This window comes from Acinetobacter sp. 797_lipA (assembly GCF_058243025.1).
Genome location: NZ_JBZAYQ010000001.1, coordinates 1,851,906 through 1,868,461, shown reverse-complemented (window position 1 = coordinate 1,868,461; position 16,556 = coordinate 1,851,906). Strand labels below are relative to the sequence as shown.

At 41.4% G+C, this 16,556-nt stretch carries 12 protein-coding genes, 1 tRNA gene, 2 rRNA genes and 1 riboswitch; of the genes, 10 read left to right on the top strand and 5 right to left on the bottom strand.

The features are described 5' to 3' along the window. Positions 1–33: 33 nt before the first annotated feature. From AC4CU2_RS09085 to rrf, 3 genes are all read left to right on the top strand, one after another. Positions 34–109, top strand: a tRNA-Ala gene (locus AC4CU2_RS09085). Between the two features lie 409 nt (positions 110–518). After that, positions 519–3,412, top strand: a 23S ribosomal RNA gene (locus tag AC4CU2_RS09080). Positions 3,413–3,587: 175 nt separating this feature from the next. Beyond that, positions 3,588–3,702, top strand: a 5S ribosomal RNA gene (rrf, locus tag AC4CU2_RS09075). 226 nt (positions 3,703–3,928) lie between these two features. Here the strand turns inward: rrf and AC4CU2_RS09070 are convergent. From AC4CU2_RS09070 to AC4CU2_RS09050, 5 genes are all read right to left on the bottom strand, one after another. After that, positions 3,929–4,489 carry a lytic transglycosylase domain-containing protein gene (locus tag AC4CU2_RS09070; protein ID WP_317110699.1) on the bottom strand — a complete coding sequence of 187 codons (561 nt, stop codon included), beginning with the start codon at positions 4,487–4,489 and terminating at the stop codon, positions 3,929–3,931. 705 nt (positions 4,490–5,194) lie between these two features. After that, positions 5,195–6,394 carry an acyl-CoA dehydrogenase family protein gene (locus AC4CU2_RS09065; RefSeq protein ID WP_490768682.1) on the bottom strand — a complete coding sequence of 400 codons (1,200 nt, stop codon included), beginning with the start codon at positions 6,392–6,394 and terminating at the stop codon, positions 5,195–5,197. Between the two features lie 17 nt (positions 6,395–6,411). After that, entirely contained in the window at positions 6,412–7,707 is a 1,296-nt protein-coding gene (locus AC4CU2_RS09060; protein WP_490768681.1) for an acyl-CoA dehydrogenase family protein, read from the bottom strand. Positions 7,708–7,929: 222 nt separating this feature from the next. Next, positions 7,930–9,303, bottom strand: coding sequence for an ABC1 kinase family protein (locus AC4CU2_RS09055; RefSeq protein WP_490768680.1), 1,374 nt, complete (start codon positions 9,301–9,303; stop codon positions 7,930–7,932). A gap of 157 nt (positions 9,304–9,460) precedes the next feature. Next, on the bottom strand, positions 9,461–9,766 hold the full coding sequence (locus tag AC4CU2_RS09050) for a hypothetical protein (RefSeq protein WP_062034879.1): 306 nt from the start codon (positions 9,764–9,766) through the stop codon (positions 9,461–9,463). Positions 9,767–9,959: 193 nt separating this feature from the next. On the opposite strand from AC4CU2_RS09050, the gene AC4CU2_RS09045 reads away from it, so the two are divergent. The 7 genes from AC4CU2_RS09045 (at position 9,960) to AC4CU2_RS09015 (ending at position 16,383) form a co-directional block, all read left to right on the top strand. Continuing rightward, positions 9,960–10,382 carry a lysozyme inhibitor LprI family protein gene (locus AC4CU2_RS09045; RefSeq protein WP_201707214.1) on the top strand — a complete coding sequence of 141 codons (423 nt, stop codon included), beginning with the start codon at positions 9,960–9,962 and terminating at the stop codon, positions 10,380–10,382. A 105-nt stretch (positions 10,383–10,487) separates the two neighbouring features. Further along, positions 10,488–11,498 (top strand): 50S ribosomal protein L3 N(5)-glutamine methyltransferase, encoded by a 1,011-nt coding sequence (prmB, locus tag AC4CU2_RS09040; protein ID WP_010326759.1) that lies wholly within the window; start codon positions 10,488–10,490, stop codon positions 11,496–11,498. 15 nt (positions 11,499–11,513) lie between these two features. After that, positions 11,514–12,605: a chorismate synthase gene (gene aroC, locus AC4CU2_RS09035; RefSeq protein WP_490768679.1), complete on the top strand. Its 1,092-nt coding sequence runs from the start codon at positions 11,514–11,516 to the stop codon at positions 12,603–12,605. Positions 12,606–13,050: 445 nt separating this feature from the next. Next, the gene (locus AC4CU2_RS09030) at positions 13,051–13,407 is read left to right on the top strand and encodes a hypothetical protein (protein WP_490768678.1); all 357 of its coding nucleotides are present in this window, start codon (positions 13,051–13,053) and stop codon (positions 13,405–13,407) included. A gap of 31 nt (positions 13,408–13,438) precedes the next feature. Beyond that, positions 13,439–14,190 (top strand): IS5 family transposase gene (locus AC4CU2_RS09025; protein ID WP_101495461.1). Its coding sequence is split into 2 segments (ribosomal slippage): positions 13,439–13,775 and positions 13,775–14,190, totalling 753 coding nucleotides; the frame shifts between segments, so codons are not numbered across the junction. A gap of 34 nt (positions 14,191–14,224) precedes the next feature. Next, positions 14,225–14,674 carry a hypothetical protein gene (locus AC4CU2_RS09020; protein WP_490768677.1) on the top strand — a complete coding sequence of 150 codons (450 nt, stop codon included), beginning with the start codon at positions 14,225–14,227 and terminating at the stop codon, positions 14,672–14,674. 245 nt (positions 14,675–14,919) lie between these two features. Then, positions 14,920–15,006, top strand: a riboswitch (glycine riboswitch). Between the two features lie 132 nt (positions 15,007–15,138). After that, a complete protein-coding gene (locus AC4CU2_RS09015) occupies positions 15,139–16,383 on the top strand; it encodes a D-amino acid dehydrogenase (protein ID WP_490768676.1) in 1,245 nt (414 codons plus the stop codon). Positions 16,384–16,556 lie beyond the last annotated feature (173 nt).

The following is a 16,556-nucleotide window of genomic DNA, read 5'->3' as shown; positions in this document are numbered from 1 at the left end:
AGAAAAACAGAGACATTGACTTATTGATAAGCTGGGGACTTAGCTTAGTTGGTAGAGCGCCTGCTTTGCACGCAGGAGGTCAGGAGTTCGACTCTCCTAGTCTCCACCAAATTTCAAGAATAGAAAAACAATGTTTTTCCTTGAAATTTAAGCAAGAAGCTATGCTTCGCGCAGATAGGTTGGATTACAGAAATTAGTAAGTTGAAGCTTATTAACTTCTGTGATTTATCACAGTTTCCTGACCTGACGAAGGCTGGAAAAATCATTAACAGAATATATTTGAGTTGAAATAATTTGTTCATACTCGTTTTTAAGATCGACATTAACAGTGATTTATTACTGATTGATGAAGATTGAAGAAATGAGTTACTAGCGAAATTAACTGAATCAAGCGTTTTGGTATGTGAATTGAATTGAAGCTGTACAGTGTTTAAGTACACAGAGCAACAAACTGTATGATCGAGCAATCGATCTGTCCTAGTACTACTTGTAGGTGCTACGACTGTTTGGGGTTGTATAGTCAAGTAATTAAGTGCATGTGGTGGATGCCTTGGCAGTCAGAGGCGATGAAAGACGTAATAGCCTGCGATAAGCTCCGGGGAGGCGGCAAATATCCTGTGATCCGGAGATTTCTGAATGGGGAAACCCACCTGTCATAAGGCAGGTATCGTATGATGAATACATAGTCATACGAGGCGAACGAGGGGAAGTGAAACATCTCAGTACCCTTAGGAAAAGAAATCAATTGAGATTCCCTCAGTAGCGGCGAGCGAACGGGGAAAAGCCCATTAAGTCATATAAGTTCTAGTGGAATGCTCTGGGAAGTGCAACCATAGTGGGTGATAGTCCTGTACACGAAAGGGCTTATATGATGATGTCGAGTAGGGCGGGGCACGTGAAACCTTGTCTGAATATGGGGGGACCATCCTCCAAGGCTAAATACTCCTGACTGACCGATAGTGAACCAGTACCGTGAGGGAAAGGCGAAAAGAACCCCTGTGAGGGGAGTGAAATAGATCCTGAAACCGCATGCATACAAGCAGTGGGAGCCGACTTGTTCGGTGACTGCGTACCTTTTGTATAATGGGTCAGCGACTTACATTCAGTAGCGAGGTTAACCGCATAGGGGAGCCGTAGAGAAATCGAGTCTTAATAGGGCGTTTAGTTGCTGGGTGTAGACCCGAAACCGGGTGATCTATCCATGAGCAGGTTGAAGGTTGGGTAACACTAACTGGAGGACCGAACCCACTGTCGTTGAAAAGCCAGGGGATGACTTGTGGATAGGGGTGAAAGGCTAATCAAACTCGGTGATAGCTGGTTCTCCCCGAAAGCTATTTAGGTAGCGCCTCGGACGAATACCATTGGGGGTAGAGCACTGTTTCGGCTAGGGGGTCATCCCGACTTACCAAACCGATGCAAACTCCGAATACCAATGAGTACTATCCGGGAGACAGACTGCGGGTGCTAACGTCCGTAGTCAAGAGGAAAACAATCCAGACCGCCAGCTAAGGCCCCAAAATTATAGTTAAGTGGGAAACGATGTGGGAAGGCATAGACAGCTAGGAGGTTGGCTTAGAAGCAGCCACCCTTTAAAGAAAGCGTAATAGCTCACTAGTCGAGTCGGCCTGCGCGGAAGATGTAACGGGGCTAAAACTATATGCCGAAGCTGCGGATTTGCAATTTATTGCAAGTGGTAGGGGAGCGTTCTGTAAGCCGATGAAGGTGTATTGAGAAGTATGCTGGAGGTATCAGAAGTGCGAATGCTGACGTGAGTAACGACAATGCGAGTGAAAAACTCGCACGCTGAAAGACCAAGGGTTCCAGTCCAACGTTAATCGGGGCTGGGTGAGTCGACCCCTAAGGCGAGGCCGAGAGGCGTAGTCGATGGGAAATTGGTTAATATTCCAATACTTCTATGTAATGCGATGAGAGGACGGAGAAGGTTAAGTCAGCCTGGCGTTGGTTGTCCAGGTGGAAGGTTGTAGGCATGTATCTTAGGCAAATCCGGGGTACTCTATGCTGAGAACTGATAGCAAGCTGTACTTGTACAGTGAAGTGGCTGATACCATGCTTCCAGGAAAAGTCTCTAAGCTTCAGTTACATAGGAATCGTACCCGAAACCGACACAGGTGGTCAGGTCGAGTAGACCAAAGCGCTTGAGAGAACTCTGCTGAAGGAACTAGGCAAAATGGTACCGTAACTTCGGGAGAAGGTACGCTGCCGACGGTGATAGGATTTACTCCTTGAGCTATTGGCAGCCACAGAAACCAGGCCCCTGCAACTGTTTATTAAAAACATAGCACTCTGCAAACACGAAAGTGGACGTATAGGGTGTGATGCCTGCCCGGTGCTGGAAGGTTAATTGATGGGGTTAGCGTAAGCGAAGCTCTTGATCGAAGCCCCAGTAAACGGCGGCCGTAACTATAACGGTCCTAAGGTAGCGAAATTCCTTGTCGGGTAAGTTCCGACCTGCACGAATGGCATAATGATGGGGGCGCTGTCTCCAGCAGAGACTCAGTGAAATCGAATTCGCCGTGAAGATGCGGTGTACCCGCGGCTAGACGGAAAGACCCCGTGAACCTTTACTGCAGCTTGACATTGAACTTTGATCTTACTTGTGTAGGATAGGTGGGAGGCTTTGAAACCGAGACGCTAGTTTCGGTGGAGCCAATCTTGAAATACCACCCTGGTAATATTGAGGTTCTAACTCTGTCCCGTTATCCGGGACGAGGACCATGTCTGGTGGGTAGTTTGACTGGGGCGGTCTCCTCCTAAAGAGTAACGGAGGAGTACGAAGGTGCGCTCAGCGTGGTCGGAAATCACGCGTAGAGTATAAAGGCAAAAGCGCGCTTAACTGCGAGACCCACAAGTCGAGCAGGTACGAAAGTAGGTCTTAGTGATCCGGTGGTTCTGTATGGAAGGGCCATCGCTCAACGGATAAAAGGTACTCTGGGGATAACAGGCTGATACCGCCCAAGAGTTCATATCGACGGCGGTGTTTGGCACCTCGATGTCGGCTCATCTCATCCTGGGGCTGAAGCAGGTCCCAAGGGTATGGCTGTTCGCCATTTAAAGAGGTACGCGAGCTGGGTTTAGAACGTCGTGAGACAGTTCGGTCCCTATCTACCGTGGGCGTTGGAAATTTGAGAGGATCTGCTCCTAGTACGAGAGGACCAGAGTGGACGAACCTCTGGTGTACCGGTTGTGACGCCAGTCGCATCGCCGGGTAGCTATGTTCGGAAGGGATAACCGCTGAAAGCATCTAAGCGGGAAGCCTACCTCAAGATAAGATTTCCCTAGGACTTTATGTCCTCTAAAGAGCCGTTGAAGACTACGACGTTGATAGGTTGGATGTGGAAGCATAGTGATATGTGAAGCTGACCAATACTAATTGCTCGTGAGGCTTGACTATACAACACCCAAACAGTTGGTGTTGTGGTTCAAATCACTGCAAACAACTTGATTTAGTTATAAAGCTAGATAAAATATCCAACTCAAATATACCTGTTAATAACTCATTTGATGAAAGTTAGGCACGAAGAGCACTGCTCTGAGGTTAGACCCAACGAATAGTCATAAACAGTTGTGCTGGCGACAATAGCAAGAGTGAACCACCTGATCCCTTCCCGAACTCAGAAGTGAAACCTCTTAGCGCTGATGGTAGTGTGGAGTTATCCATGTGAGAGTAAGTCATCGCCAGCTCATTAATTCTAAATCCCCCTCCGCTTAATGCAGAGGGGGATTTTTTTATGCAAGGAATGGTAAATAATAGAGAAAAAGATGCAGCTAAAGATAGCCTCTAAAATTTAATAGGGAAAAATAAGAAGAAGTAATCAGATGAAAAGAGCCGAAAATAAGCTATCTATAAGGGCCTAAATGGTAAAAAAGCCAGCATTTGCTGGCTTTTATGTCTTATATTTACAAGATGTTATAGAGCACCTTTTAAGTTTTCCTGATGTACTTTAACCTGTTTGGCATATTTCTTTCCTTGACGCTTCATTTTCCAGCTCGAATGATAGCCTGTTGGACCGACATTATAATAAGCTAAAGCTTTGGGCCAACTTTCTGCTTTTTGGTTATAGTTAGCGAGAATGTAGGTGCCACAATTAATATTATTAATCTCTTCAAATAAATCGCCAGGACAGGTTTGTTGCCAATAGCGTGGGATAACTTGAGTAAGTCCAATAGCACCAGCAGGGGAAACAGCATAATTTCGATAGCTGGACTCTTGTCTTATAACCGCTGCAACTAGTAATGGATCGACCTTATAGCGATCGGCACTTTGTACAATCATAGGTGCAATACGTAGTGCGGTAGTTGGTTCAACAGCATATGCCTTTTGAATGCCATTGGCTAATTTTGCTGAACGCTTTTCTACGGAACCACCACCAAGTGATGCACAACCAGTAAATATTAAAGTTGTTGTTAAAATTAAAACAGATTTAGCTTTAATATGAGCTGTTGGCAAGTATCGTTGATAATTCAGCAAACTGTATATCCATTGGTATAATATCTGAGAAGATCATATTGAGCTGTGCAATTACAGTCAAGTTGAGACAGAAGGTACTATTTTATGGTTTTGTTAAATCCGTACTTTATTTAAGCGAAATAGAGGCGATTAATCGAAAGTCTAGATTTTATGCTGTGAGTAGAGCCACTTGCAAAGACAGTTTTGTCACATAAACCCATAGTATTTAATTTTTCCATAAGTAATTGCATGGACAAGTTAAAGAAATTCCTCTTGCTTATAGTAAATAGCCTAAGTGGAATCTAAGTTGGTAAGACTGGCATTCTCCAAATATTAGGGTGGAAATTAGGAGGATATAAGGCCTAATGTAAAGACATGACTGACGACTGATAAAAAACTTTTAAATTTCAAAAAAGAGTGATTTACACGCAACAGAAAACAGCATCGGCTATTTGTTTTATGATGATACTCATCAATATTATTAAAAAAATAGAATAGGCATATATAGAAAATTAAAGGCTTTTATCTAATATTAAATTTGCTCAATAAATCTAAGTTCTGTGATAGCGATACGTTTTTTGAAGCGCAATAAATAAGTTCAGGCGTTGTTAGTTAGCATGAATTTAAGTCCAACGATTTCTTATTTTACATTACTTTCAATGTGAAACCATGATTCTTTATTTAGAGAAACCATGGTTTCAACATGTCCGAATGGGACGTTTTATATTATTTCAATTCGCTTGATGACTTTCCGAGTTCACGGCGCGCGATGATGAGTTGCTGAATCTGTTGCGTACCTTCAAAAATATCTAGAATTTTAGAATCTCTTGCCCATTTTTCTAAAAGCTCATCTTCGTTGTAACCGACTGTTGATGCAAGTTCGACGCACTTAAGGGTAATTTCATTACAAATTCGACCAGCTTTGGCTTTGGAGATAGAGGCTTCTTTTGAGTTTGGCTTTTTGTTATCTGCCATCCATGCAGCTTTTAAGGCCAGTAAACGAGCCGCTTCCCATTCGGCTTCCATGCGATAAATTTGGCTCGCAATATGAGTCGTTTGTAAGTATGGCGTTATATATTGAGGATCCAAATAATCGCTGAAGATCTCTTTAATGCGTTCTAGTGAGGCCTTGGCACAGCCTATAGCCATCGCTGCAACGAGCGGACGGGTATTATCAAAAGTTTCCATCACGCCAGCAAAGCCTTTAGCAATGTCAATTTCCGCATTTCCCAATAGGTTATTGGCAGGCACTCGGCAGTCGATTAAACGAATAACTGCGGTATCAGAGGCTTTGATTCCTAGTTTATGTTCTAAACGTTCTACTGTCATGCCAGGAGTCCCTTTAGGAATCACAAAAGATTTGATCGCTGAACGGCCTAATTTTTTATCCAGAGTTGCCCAAACGACGATAGCGTCGGCACGGTCACCTGAAGTCACGAAAATCTTTTCACCATTTAAGATGTAATCTTCACCATCTTTTATTGCCGAGGTGCGAATAGCGGCAGAGTCCGAGCCACAGTTCGGTTCAGTGATTGCCATGGCTGCCCATGTGTTTTTGAAACGCTCTAACTGCTCTTCATTGGCAACAGCTGCTATCGCTGAATTTCCTAGACCTTGGCGGGGCATCGATAGGAGTAAAGCGGTATCTCCATAACACATTTCAATTACACTTAAAGCGGTAGAGAGATTCACTCCATTTTTATTGCCTTGTTCATTGGTACCTCGCTTACCGACAGCAGCCCCCGCATTCATACCTTCACCACCCTCATTCATACCATCGACCAAAGATGCCAACATATCCAGTTCTTTAGGATAGCTGTGTTCAGCTTTGTCGTATTTTCGAGAGATAGGGCGAAGTACATTGATGGCCACTTGATGGGCTTGATCAATCAGTAATTTAAATTTCTTAGGGTTTTGTAAATTCATGCCAGTTTTCCTTTTTATTATGCATGTAGGCAAGAGTGAACAATCGCTGTTGCACGTAAATCACGATACCAACGCTCAACAGGATGTTCTTTGGTGAATCCGTGCCCACCTAAAATCTGTACACCATCGGTGCCAATTTTCATGGCTTTTTCGGCACAAAGTAAGCGTGCTAAATAGGCTTCACGGTGAAATATCTGCCCAGATTCAGCTAGACTTGCGGCATTTAGAATGAGCATACGCATTGCATCAATTTCAATGGCCATATCGGCAATCATAAAAGCAACACTTTGACGGTGAGAAATTGGTTCACCAAAGGCGGTACGTTCATTGGCATATTCAATACAATATTTTTTGACCGCTTCACATGTGCCGACCGCCATTGCACACCACATTAAATTGCCGAGGTCTAAAAATGCCGTGTAGTTGAAATCTTCATCACCTAAGCGTAAAGCAGGGGTTTGATTAAAAATTAAAGTTGCTGTTTCGGTTGCTTTGAGCCCCATAGCGGGAGATTTTTTAAACTGAATACTTTCATCCCGTCTGAGAATAAAAACTTCAGCTTGGCCATTAAGTTCGGCATTAACAAGGAAAATATCTGCACTTTCAGCCAATAGTACCAGTGTCTTTTCACCTTGAATAAAATATTGACCATCACGTGAAATGGCTTTGGTTTTTAACTGGTAAGGATTAAAAGCAGGCGTAACTTCTTGAATTGCAAAGCTAGCGCGAATGCTACTGTCTTGCGCAAAACTATTTAAATATAAAGCTTGTACTTGCTCAGAACCCCATTGTGTAACGGCATTAATCACACTAAAGGTAGAGAGCATACCCGCGGCTAAACTAAAATCACCTTTGGCCAAATGCTCTGCAATAAGTACATTACTCAGAATATTTTTCTCAGCAGCGACACCACCGAGTGCCTCAGGCAAAGCATAAAAGTTCAGACCTAGCTCTTCGATATATTGCCAAAGTTCTGTTGGAAAAGTTTCATTTTGATCGGCACTTGCGGCTAATGGGTAAAGTATATCGGCGGCAAACTGTGACATGGTGTCGATGGTCATTTGCTGATCTTCTGAATAGTTCAGATCAAATAATGATTTTTCTTGATTATTGAGTCGCTGTTTATGCAGATCCTTATTGGCTTTAAAGGCTTTTTGTGTTTTTGATAAAGTCTTATAGCCCGCTTTTGAGCCTTGATATAGCGATTTCTCCACAAATTTTCTAAGCTTTAATTGGTCAAGTACGTCGCTACTTGCCATTTTTGTGATCAGTGATAAGCCAAATCCCTGCGCCTTATTTACCATATTTGTCATTATTTTCATCCAGCAGAATTATTCTGTGGTTTTATGCTGACATAGCGGCATACGAATAACTATGTCATGACTGACATGATGTATTGTCAAAGATAAACGGTATGTGGTGTATTTTAAATTATTCTAATATTTTGTTTTTTAAATTTTTTATTGAATCGTTTGGAATTGAAATGATGGATCAATTGACCAAAATGACGCAATGTCATTTTGGTCAATGAGCCTTTAGATAAATTTTTTGACCATTGCACGAACATTGGTTTTCGCTTCAATCACAGTCATAAAGGTATAAGCACCAATGAATTTACGGCTGATAAACATAAACTCTTTGGGTGGAACACTGAAATAACGAGATGCCATCGACTTAGAAGCTTGTTGCATTACACGGCTATGAAGTTGGCTTGCTTTCCAGTCATAAGCAAAGTGTTCATCCATAACACCAGCAGGTAAGTCTGGGTTGTTGCTTGGGCTGCTGAATGCTTCAGTTGCAAGTAAGAAGACTTTAGCCATATCCGGTTTAATGCTTTGAGGGATAGAGTCGAAAAACTCATAGCCTGTCATTGCTTGAACCATTTCTTCACTACTATGATTAAACCCAGCATGAATGAGCTTACGTGCAACGCCAAGTAAGTGTTCATCAAACTGTCGGATTGCGCCAAAATCAAGCAGAACGATTTTATCCAAGATGTCATTGCCATTGCCTAAGCGAACGAGGTAATTACCAAAGTTCGGGTCGGTCTGCATTTCACCCCATTCAAAAATCTCGCGTACCGCAATTTCAAGTGATGCTTCGCCAAGTTTGTTGCGACGTTCTTGCGGCAGAGACAGCATGACAGGGCTGTTAATCGGCACGCCACGTTCAAATGTCATACACAATACTTGGTCTGTGCAGTAGCCATCTATAATTTGCGGAACGATGTAGCGTGGGTCTTCTTTTAAGCGAGTAGCAAAGCGGCGTGTGGTTGCAGCTTCGATTTTATAATTGACTTCACGGTGCATCATCTCACGAACTTCATCGAACCATTGGTCGAACTCGCGTGTTTGCGGCACCATACGTGTCAGTTTAAGCATGTTTTTGAACAGGCTCATGTCTGAGTCAATGGCTTCAGCAACGCCTGGATATTGAATTTTCAATACCATCTCTAAACCATCAGACTTACGCGTTGCACGGTGGACTTGTGCGAGTGATGCAGTGCCCAGTGGCTCATGATCGATGGTCAAATCATCTAGCTTAGAACCCAATTGGATGTGCAGTTGCTGTTTAATCGCAGGCCACGCTAAAGCGACCGTTTGATTATTTAAGGTATTTAAGGCTTGCGTGATTTCTTCAGGTAGAAAGTGTTCACCATAAAGCGCCATCATTTGGCCAATTTTGACGATAGAACCTTTAAGTTTGCCTATTTCAGAAACAAGATAATCGGCCTGTTCTTTCATTGCTTTTTTGCGTTTCTTTTCTTTTTCTTCTTCGCTAGAAAACATAGTTGTCGCATTAGAAGCAGCCCAACGTGTTCCAGCAAGCAACGAAGCTTTGGCAATCGATAAACGACGATCCATAGAGGAGGTTTTCAGTTGTTTAAGCTTATCGTTGTGATCTGACATAATTCAGTAAAATCCTTTCATCAGCAAGGGCAGCATTTTAGATTGTAACGGATAATATCGTGTATTCACGTATTAAAAAAGTTCAACTTGCTGAATCTCGAGTTAAAAAAGGCCATAAGTGTTAAGCAACCATCTAAATATAGCCTAATCGGGATTGTTACATGCGAAATTTTACTTTAAGCGTATTTTTCTGAATCAATTCATCTTTATGCGTTTGTATGTGTTGCAGGATCATCTCTTGTACTGGTTGGTGCATAAACCCATGTGCATAACCTTTAACAATGATGATGCTCGGTAGGCTAAAAAAGAAATATCGAGCATCTTCAAGGGTTGCACATTCATAGATCCCTTGCTGTTGCAACAGCTTCTGGAAATAGGCTTTTTCAGTGTCGACATGATTGTTTTCGGTGTCATTCCAATAGCGTTCACGCATCGCCATTAAATTGTTGTGTTTATAACTCATAAGTTTGGGGAATATTGGCAGAAGAACTCACTTTATAATAAGGCTGTTTGATCAGGTTTCAATGCAAAGCCTGTGACTTCATGTAAAAAGCTGTGTGGTGGAAATTTTATAGAGGGCTAGTATGTTCATACAAAATAGGATGTTATATTAAAGCGCTGCAGCACGTAGATGTTGTGAATGACTAGATTAAAAAATGAATGAAGAAAATTTGCTTTGGGGAAAGGAATTGAAACAAATATTTAGTGCGTTGCTTGTTGTGGGATTATTCAGTGGTTCAGCCTATGCAATGGGCCCAACTAAAAAATATGAAGCATGCATGAAGCAAACTGGCAATGTGTTGAGTGAAATTGATGCATGCATGAGTAAAGAATATAAAGTACAAAAGAAACGCTTAAAGAAAGTATTTAAGCCGTATTTAGCGAAGGCTCCTGTAGAAGAGCAAGGACTGGTTAAACAGTCTCATCAGCAATGGCTGGCGCAGCGTGATCAGATTTGTAATAACAAACCTATCGTGAAAAATGAAAAGACTGAATTACAGCGTATTTCGTGTCTGATGCAAATGACACAAACCCGTGCAGATATGTACGAAGCACGTACAGGCCGTATCAGCAAATAAGCGCAACGCGCATGAAAATGTGTTTGCTGTGCATCAAAACATTATAAATCATAGAAAAACAGGGTATCATAAGGCGTTTTTATTATGACCTTGGAGACGCCTTTAGTGGATCGCCCGACTATTAGCCCTGAACATATACAGGAAGCCGCTGAAAACTTAAGCACAATTCGTGATTTTATCCGTTTTGGAGTGACAGCATTACGTCAATACGATGCACATTTAGGTCAAGGTACAGAAGACTATTTTGCTGAAAGTTCAGCTTTGGTTTTACAAACTTTATCTTTAGATTGGAATGCGGATGCTGAAATCTTAGAGTCGAAGCTACTACCAAGCGAAAAGACAGAAGTTTTAAGCTTATTAGAACGTCGTATTAATGAAAAAGTACCGACTTCATATTTGCTTAATTTGGCATATTTTGATGGCAAGCCATATTATGTCGATGAACGTGTACTGATTCCGCGTTCACCGATTGCAGAATTGATTCAAAACCGTTTTGCACCTTATTGCTTAGGTGAAAATGGCCAAATGGGTGAGGCAGTCAACAACTTGCCAGAAAACCCGAATCCAAAAACGCCACAACGTATTTTAGATATGTGTACGGGCTCAGGTTGTATCGCGATTGCTTTGGCTTATGCCTACCCAGATGCCGAAGTAGATGCAACGGATATTTCTAAAGAAGCTTTAGAAGTGGCTCAAATTAACTCGGAACACCACGACAAACAGTATCAAGTGGCTTTACTTGAGTCTGACCTGTTCTCCAAAATTCCTGCTGAAAATCAATACGATCTTATCGTGTCTAATCCACCTTATGTGGATGCTGAAGACATGGCAGATTTACCTGAAGAATTCCATCATGAACCTGAATTGGCTCTGGCAGCAGGTCAAGATGGCTTAGATTTGGTTCGTAAAATGTTAGCTCAAGCGCCAGATTACTTAACTGAAGATGGTCTCATCGTGATTGAAGTGGGTAATTCTGAATGGGCAATGCGCCAAAACTTTAATACTGTTGATTTTTACTGGTTACAGTTCCAAAAAGGTGGTACAGGAATCTTTGCATTGACTGCGGCTCAATGTCGTCAATTCCGTGATTTATTCATTCAATCTGTTCAAGCATAAAAGGAGTCGTTAGACATGGCAGGTAATAGTATAGGGCAACTCTTCCGTGTAACGACTTGTGGTGAATCTCATGGTGTAGGCTTAATGGCGATTGTGGATGGTGTTCCACCGGGCCTTGAGCTTACAGCAGACGATTTGCAAAAAGATTTAGACCGTCGTAAGCCGGGAACCTCTAAATTTGCCACGCAGCGCAAAGAACCTGATGAAGTTGAAATCATTTCTGGTGTGTTTGAAGGTAAAACAACAGGTACACCAATTGGTTTATTGATCCGTAACACCGATCAAAAATCCAAAGATTACGGCAATATTGCACAAAGCTTCCGTCCGGGACATGCGGACTATACTTATACACAAAAGTACGGTTTCCGTGATTACCGTGGCGGTGGTCGTTCAAGTGCGCGTGAAACGGCGATGCGTGTGGCTGCGGGTGCAATTGCGAAAAAATACTTGGCTGAAAAGTTTGGTATTTTAATTCGTGGTCATGTGACCCAAATTGGGACTGAAATTGCGGAAAAATTGGATTGGAATGAAGTACCTAATAATCCATTTTTCTGTGGCGATGTCGATGCCGTACCGCGTTTTGAAGCACTGGTAACTTCATTGCGTGAGCAAGGCACTAGTTGTGGGGCAAAGCTTGAAATTTTGGCTGAAAAAGTGCCTGTAGGTTGGGGTGAGCCTGTTTTTGACCGTCTAGATGCTGACATTGCCCATGCCATGATGTCTATTAATGCTGTTAAAGGTGTTGAGATTGGTGATGGTTTTGCTGTTGTGGGTCAGTTTGGACATGAAAGCCGTGATGAGTTAACCACCGATGGTTTCCTTGCGAACCATGCAGGGGGCATTTTAGGCGGTATTTCGAGTGGTCAAACTATTCGTGTTGCAATTGCGTTGAAACCAACAGCGTCTATTACCACACCGGGTAAAACGATTAATATTAATCGTGAAGATACTGACGTATTAACCAAAGGTCGTCATGACCCTTGTGTGGGTGTGCGTGCGGCTCCGATTGCAGAAGCAATGCTTGCGATTGTTTTAATGGATCACTTTCTGCGTCATCGTGCTCAAAATGCAGACGTCGTTGCACCATTTGCACCGATTGAATACTAGAAAACTCTCTTTATATTTAAGAGAGTACATATTAAAGTCAGACTTCGGTCTGACTTTTTTATTTGCGTATGAAAGCTAATCTTAAATGTAAGAAAAGAGTTGTTGGCATATTATGTGCGCTATGGCTATCACGATACTCATCAAACGGCATCTTACCTATTTAGTGCCAATGTAGGACAACCGTTGATGAATCTTCATTTGGTCCTACTGAGTAAGCAAATTTAGAGTTGGAGTCTTTCTCGTTTCTGAAAGAAATCATCAATAACACAGAATAATTGGGTATGAGCCGTTTATAGCACAAGGAACATAAGGGTTAGAGTCGTAAGTTTAGTGTGGTCACACAGTGAATGGCTTTAGTTCTTCTCTTTTTCAAGTCAATTTCTTATCCGTGATTCGGGTTAAGTCATTTAGAGAGTTCATTTTTAAAAGAAAAAAGAAGGGGCATATGAATAAAAAAATTAGCACAGTCAGACGAGGCACCATTATATTTTTATCACTACTCACAGTTTTGGTTATTTCATTGTTGATATACGGCTACGACAGTATGCATGACCCTGAAAAAGTTAAAGCGCGTTTATATGCTTGTGGAAAATTTGGTGATCAGCACATGCTCATTGATAAGCAGTATTTATATTATGGCAGAGTGACTTATCAAGGTGTGAATTATTGGGGGAAAAATATAAAAGAAGAACACGAGGCCAAAGGTTGTGATGATCAAATTCAAAGTATTGCTTTGAAAGTGAAATGGCCTGAAATGAAAGCATCTAGAGAAGGCTTTAAACTAGGGCTTGTTGAGAATTAACAAAGGCTACTGATTAATTTATAATAGTACTATGGATAGATACATACTTACTGATGCCCAATGGGCAAAAATGGAACCTTTTTGCCTAGGTAAAGTGACCGATCGAGGTCGTAGTGGAAAAGATAATCGATTATTTTTAGAAGCAGTCCTATGGATTGCCCGTACAGGCAGTCCATGGCGTGATCTACCTCCTCATTTTGGTAAATGGAATACCGTCTTTAAAAGATACCGTGATTGGGTGAAAGCTGGTGTATTTGAAACTATTTTTGCATCTGTAAATGAAGATGTTGATTTGGAATACGCCATGATTGATGGAACGATTGTTAAAGTTCATCGACATGGGCAAGGTGCAAAAGGGGGACTTTCAAACAGTCTATAGGTAAATCTCGAGGTGGAATGACCTGTAAAATTCTTGCCTTAGTGGATAGTCTAGGCAACCTTATTAAATTTCGATTAATGCCTGGTCAATATCACGATTTAGTAGAAACCAAACCTTTAATTGAAGATGTTGATTTTCAAGCATTACTGGCTGATAAAGCATTTGATGCAGATTGGCTCATCCAAGAACTCAATGAACGTAAAGTGAAAGTGGTGATCCCACCTAAATCTAATCGAAAAGTAATGAGAGCATTTGATACGATTATGTATAAATGGCGTCATCTCATTGAAAACTATTTCTGTAAGTTAAAAGAATTTAAACGTATAGCGATGCGTAGTTGTAAAACAGATACGAGTTTTGAAGCCATGATTCAATTGTGCGCGAGTTTAATTAACTCTCGGTAATTCTCAACAGACCCTAGATTCTGAAAATAAAGATGTGATCAAAATCGCATTAAACCAACGTTCCGTTTGGAAAGAGGAGTGGGGAAGTAAAGACTTCTTTAATTATTTTGGTCAGTTAAAAAGAAAACTAAGAAAAGGAATGTTTTCTTCTAGTGGAGAAGAGGTGAGTGAAATATGGGTAGATGAAACAAAAACATTTAACTCAGATTTAGGGCTCTATGAAATAGAGGTAAAAAGTGATGACGGTGTTAGAAAAAAGGTGTATTGGCAGGAGCATAAAGGTAAAGGGGTAAGTCTCACTATTGTATGTCTTTATTTTAAGAGTGCTGCAACAAGTTGTGAATTTAATACACATCAGCCCAATTATGGGTTTAATACGAGTTATATCACTATAAGCTTTCACAGTGAGTTACTACCGCATTGGCAAGAAATTTATCAAAATGCAGAACAACTCATTCATTCTTTTAAGGTTGAGAAAAAATAAAATGAAACATTCAAAGAAGTATAGACCGTAACCATGCGCAAAGATGTTTAGATGACCTCAGGATAGCGCTAATGTCCGATAGCATGCGTCCTCTTTTGAAGCAAAAGATAGTCATGTTAGCCAGTATAGTGCAACGCTTGTCCTAAGCTGAGGCCGTACTCTATAAAAATAAACGAAAGATAATACTTTAAGAGCAGTTTCCAATTGGGTGATTACATGGTATATAAATTGCTCATAGAATAATAAGCATTATTGCAGGAGAGAAATGTTCTGCATTCGCCGAAGGAGCAACGACCCCGGAAACTCTCAGGCAAAAGGACTGTAATAATGAAAAAACTCTGGAGAGAAGTGTTCAATCACTCACCGAAGGGGATGGTTTAAAACGTCATGGGATGTTTTAGATCGAAGCTCTCAGGTACACATGACAGATGGGGTTGACATCAAACAATAAAAAGGAGGTGTCTATGTGTCATGTCGTTGTCATTGGTGCTGGAATTACAGGCGTCACAACTGCGTATGAATTAAGTCAACTGGGTTATCAAGTGACAGTTGTGGATCGGCATTTATTTCCAGCCATGGAAACTTCTTTTGCAAATGGTGGACAACTGTCCGCATGCAATGCGGAAGTTTGGAACCAAAAATCGACAGTGCTGAAAGGCATGAAATGGATGTCTCAAAAATCTGCCCCTTTATTGCTCAATCCTGCATTTAGTGTGCATAAATATGCATGGCTGATGGAATTTCTGGGCAATATTAAACATTATGAGGCTAATACCCACGAAACAGTACGTTTGGCTTTATTGGCTCGTCAACGCTTGTTCGAAATTGCGGATAAAGAGTCAATCGACTTCAATTTAGAAAAACGTGGTATTTTGCATTTTTATCATAATAAACAAGATTATGACGTTGCTATTCGAGTTAATGATTTACTCAATAAAGGTGGACTTGAACGTTCTGGCGTGTCCAACGAAGAAATTAAGCAAATTGAGCCGACATTGACCGGCGAATATTATGCTGGATTTTATTGTGAAGGTGATGCGACGGGTGATATTCATAAGTACACCACAGGTTTGGCTGAAGTCACCAAAAAGTTAGGTGTGAAGTATCGTTTTGGTATGGATGTGACAGATATCGAACATTTAACTTCAGGTGTTGAAGTGAAGTTACAGCCAAGTTCAGAGAATGTTGAACTGCTTCCAAATGAAGTGGAAATGTTGGCTGCCGATGCAGTTGTGGTTTGTGCTGGTGTGGGTAGTTATCAATTGGCCGAATTGGTTCAAGAGCGCGTCAATGTTTATCCTGTAAAGGGATATTCGATTACTGTCATGCTGAATGATGAAGAAAGTCAGCAAAATGCGCCGTGGGTGAGCTTGCTAGATGAAAGTGCGAAAATTGTAACTTCACGTTTAGGTAAAGATCGTTTTCGTGTTGCGGGCACTGCTGAGTTTAATGGCTATAACCGTGATATCCGTGCAGATCGAATTCAACCTCTTGTTGACTGGACCAACCGTAACTTTAAAGTTTCGACAGAGCATGCGGTGCCTTGGGCAGGTCTTCGTCCTATGATGCCGAATATGATGCCTGTAGTGCGCCGTGGAAAGTTAGAACGTGTGTTCTTTAATACAGGACATGGGCACTTAGGTTGGACGCTATCTGCGGCAACTGCGGCAATGATTAGTCAGGAAGTGGCGACAGCGTATCCAATTTAATTGGGTGCATCCTTGAAGGGATAAAAAACAAGTTGGCTTCGAGCTTGTTTTTATCATTTTTGTTCAATGGTGTTATAATTCTGCCTTAAATTCAAAAGATTGCTCACAAACTAATACTTTAAACTTGAGCAAAAATAAGTAGTATTGTTTCAAGCAATTGATGACTAATGTGA

Excerpts from the sequence above, each read along its gene's own strand:
- AC4CU2_RS09060 (WP_490768681.1), bottom strand. The coding sequence starts at position 7,707 with ATGACAAATATGGTAAATAAGGCGCAGGGATTTGGCTTATCACTGATC.
- AC4CU2_RS09030 (WP_490768678.1), top strand. The coding sequence starts at position 13,051 with ATGAATAAAAAAATTAGCACAGTCAGACGAGGCACCATTATATTTTTA.
- AC4CU2_RS09045 (WP_201707214.1), top strand. The coding sequence starts at position 9,960 with ATGAATGAAGAAAATTTGCTTTGGGGAAAGGAATTGAAACAAATATTT.
- AC4CU2_RS09015 (WP_490768676.1), top strand. The coding sequence starts at position 15,139 with ATGTGTCATGTCGTTGTCATTGGTGCTGGAATTACAGGCGTCACAACT.
- AC4CU2_RS09055 (WP_490768680.1), bottom strand. The coding sequence starts at position 9,303 with ATGTCAGATCACAACGATAAGCTTAAACAACTGAAAACCTCCTCTATG.
- AC4CU2_RS09065 (WP_490768682.1), bottom strand. The coding sequence starts at position 6,394 with ATGAATTTACAAAACCCTAAGAAATTTAAATTACTGATTGATCAAGCC.
- aroC (WP_490768679.1), top strand. The coding sequence starts at position 11,514 with ATGGCAGGTAATAGTATAGGGCAACTCTTCCGTGTAACGACTTGTGGT.
- AC4CU2_RS09050 (WP_062034879.1), bottom strand. The coding sequence starts at position 9,766 with ATGAGTTATAAACACAACAATTTAATGGCGATGCGTGAACGCTATTGG.